At 69.7% G+C, this 2838-nt stretch carries 2 protein-coding genes and 1 pseudogene; 2 read left to right on the top strand and 1 reads right to left on the bottom strand.

The annotated features are described in order from the left end of the window. Nucleotides 1–24: 24 nt before the first annotated feature. A pseudogene (locus PHC73_RS13370) lies at nucleotides 25–951 on the bottom strand (AMP-binding protein); the annotation flags it as partial. Nucleotides 952–1238: 287 nt separating this feature from the next. Between PHC73_RS13370 and PHC73_RS13365 the strand changes: the two are divergent. Then, the gene (locus PHC73_RS13365) at nucleotides 1239–2288 is read left to right on the top strand and encodes an HlyD family efflux transporter periplasmic adaptor subunit (protein WP_300129246.1); all 1050 of its coding nucleotides are present in this window, start codon (nucleotides 1239–1241) and stop codon (nucleotides 2286–2288) included. Continuing rightward, nucleotides 2285–2838: ATP-binding cassette domain-containing protein (locus PHC73_RS13360; protein WP_300129242.1), on the top strand; the 554-nt coding region annotated here is incomplete at its 3' end. The genes PHC73_RS13365 and PHC73_RS13360, both read left to right, overlap by 4 nt.

Raw genomic sequence — 2838 nt, 5'->3', positions numbered from 1 at the left:
CCCCTACACGACGCTCTTCCGATCTCCGGTCACCCAGCCGACGTCCGCCGTGCACCAGTACACGTCGCCGTCGTGGTAGTCGAACACGTACTTGTGCGTCATCGCCACGTAGGTGAGGTAGCCGCCGGTGGTGTGCAGCACGCCCTTGGGCTTGCCGGTCGAACCCGAGGTATAGAGGATGAACAGCGGGTCCTCGGCGTCCATCGGCTCGGCCGGGCAGTCGGCGCTGGCCGCCGCGAGCTGCTCCTGGTACCAGGCGTCGCGGCCGTCCTGCCAGCCAATCTCGGCGCCGGTGTGGCGGTACACCAGCACCGTGTGCACGCCCGGGCAGCCTTCGAGCGCCTGGTCGACGTTGGCCTTCAGCGGAATCGGCTTGCCGCCGCGCAGGCCCTGGTCGGCGGTGATCACCACCCGGCAGTCGGAATCGAGGATGCGGCTTTTGATCGACTCCGGCGAGAAGCCGCCGAACACCACCGAATGCACCGCGCCGATGCGCGCACAGGCCAGCATGGCGGCCACCGCGGCCGGGATCATCGGCATGTAGATGCACACCCGGTCGCCTTTTTTGACGCCGCGGTGCTTCAGCACATTGGCCAGGCGGCAGACCTCGTCGTGCAGCTCGCGGTAAGTCACGTGGCGCGAGAAGGCCGGATCGTCGCCCTCCCAGATCAGCGCCGTCTGCCCGCCGCGGCTTTCGAGATGCCGGTCCAGGCAGTTGTAGGCCGCGTTCAGCTTGCCGCCCTCGAACCAGCGGATGTGGCCGCGCGCCAGGTCCTCGTCGCACACCCGCTGCCAGGGCTCGAACCAGGTGACGAAGCGCTCGGCCTGCTCGGCCCAGAAGCCGTCGCGATCGGCCAATGAGCGCGCGTACATCGCCTGGTAGTCGGCCGCCTTGATGTGGGCGCGGGCGGCAAAATCGGCCGGTACCGGATAGATCTTCTCGTCGGACATGGTTTCCCCTGCTGGATTCGGACGTCGTCCGAACGGCGGACGGCCTGCGAAATGGTAAGTACGCCGGCCGCGGGCGTCGAGACGAACCGGCGTCGTGGCCGGCGGCACGGACCTGCGGCAAACTGGGTTTTTGATCGCAGCCATGGCGACGCCGCTCGGTTCGTAGTCAAACTTGAAACGGCTGAAAACCCGTTCGCGGATTTTTCAGCGGTCCCCGCCCGGCCTGCTGGCCGACCACAGGAGGCAGCGTGACGACTGAAAACCGCCAGCGCTGGAAACGCGCCGGAATGGTACTCGGCGCCATCATCGTCGCCGCCGCGCTGGCGTATGCCGGCTGGTGGTACCTGATCGAGCGCAACCACCAGCTGGACGGCATCGCCAGCGGCAACGGGCGCATCGAGGCGACCGAGATCGACGTCGCCGCCAAGATCCCGGGCCGCGTCAAGGAAATCCTGGCCGACGAGGGCGATTTCGTGCGCGCCGGCGCCGAGCTGGCGCGGATGGACACGGCGGTGCTCGAGGCGCAGCGCGCCGAGGCGGTGGCGCAGCTGGAGCGGGCCCGGATCAGTGTCGACACCGCCGAGAGCCTGGTGCGCCAGCGCGAGGCCGAAAAACGCGCCGCCGAGGCACGGGTGGCGCAAAACGAAGCCGAACGCGTGGCGGCGCAAAAACACCTCGCCCGCTCGCGCGAGCTGAGCGCGCGTCTGGCCATCTCCGAGCAGGAGCTCGACGACCAGCAGGCGCGCTTCGAGGCGGCGGTGGCGGCAGTGGCGGCGGCGCGTTCGCAGGTGGCAGCGGCCGAGGCAGCGCTCGGCACCGCCCGCGTGCAGGTCATCGACGCCCGCGCGGCGGTCGAGGCGGCCCAAGCCTCGATCGAACGCATCCAGGCCGACATCGACGACAGCCTCTTGCGCTCGCCGCGCGACGGGCGCGTGCAGTATCGCGTGGCCGAGCCCGGCGAGGTGCTGCCGGCCGGCGGGGTGGTGCTGAACCTGGTCGATCTGGCCGACGTGTACATGACGTTCTTCCTGCCCACGGCGCAGGCCGGGCGGGTGGCGCTGGGCGACGAGGTTCGCCTGGTGCTGGACGCCGCCCCGCAGTACGTGGTGCCGGCGCGGGTGTCGTTCGTCGCCGACGTGGCGCAGTTCACGCCCAAGACCGTCGAGACCGCCGAAGAGCGCCAGAAGCTCATGTTCCGCATCAAGGCCAACATCGACCCCGAGCTGCTGCAAAAGCACCTCAAGCAGGTCAAGACCGGCCTGCCGGGCATGGCCTACGTGCGCGTCGACCACAACGCCGCCTGGCCGAATACGCTGCAGGTCAAGCTGCCGCCATGAGCGAGCCGCACCCCGCCAGCGTGCCGTCATCACGCGCGCCGGTCGCGCGCCTGCAGGGCGTCGGCCTGCGCTACGGCAAAGTCGCCGCACTCACGGACGTGACGCTCGACCTGCCGGCCGGCGGCATGGTCGGCCTGATCGGCCCGGACGGCGTTGGCAAGTCGAGCCTGCTGGCGCTGGTGTCCGGCGCGCGCGCCATCCAGCAAGGCCGAGTCGAGGTGTTCGGCGTGGACCTTGCAGACGCCCGCCAGCGCCGGCGCATCCTGCCGCGCATCGCCTACATGCCGCAGGGTCTGGGCAAGAACCTCTACCCGACGCTGTCGATCGCCGAGAACCTCGACTTCTTCGCCCGCCTGTTCGGCCACGACGGCGACGAGCGGGCGCGGCGCATCGAGATGCTGACGCGCGCCACCGGGCTGTTTGCGTTTCTCGACCGGCCGGCCGGCAAGCTGTCCGGCGGCATGAAGCAAAAGCTCGGCCTGTGCTGTGCGCTCATCCACGACCCGGACCTGCTGATCCTGGACGAGCCCACCACCGGCGTCGATCCGCT

It is taken from the genome of Immundisolibacter sp., assembly GCF_028696615.1.
GTDB lineage: Bacteria > Pseudomonadota > Gammaproteobacteria > Immundisolibacterales > Immundisolibacteraceae > Immundisolibacter.
The sequence above is the reverse complement of the archived record's forward strand: the minus strand, read 5'-3'. Positions and strand labels throughout refer to the sequence as shown.

Bases quoted from the DNA above. Each gene is read 5' to 3' on its own strand.
- PHC73_RS13365 (WP_300129246.1), top strand. From the start codon at position 1,239: ATGGTACTCGGCGCCATCATCGTCGCCGCCGCGCTGGCGTATGCCGGC.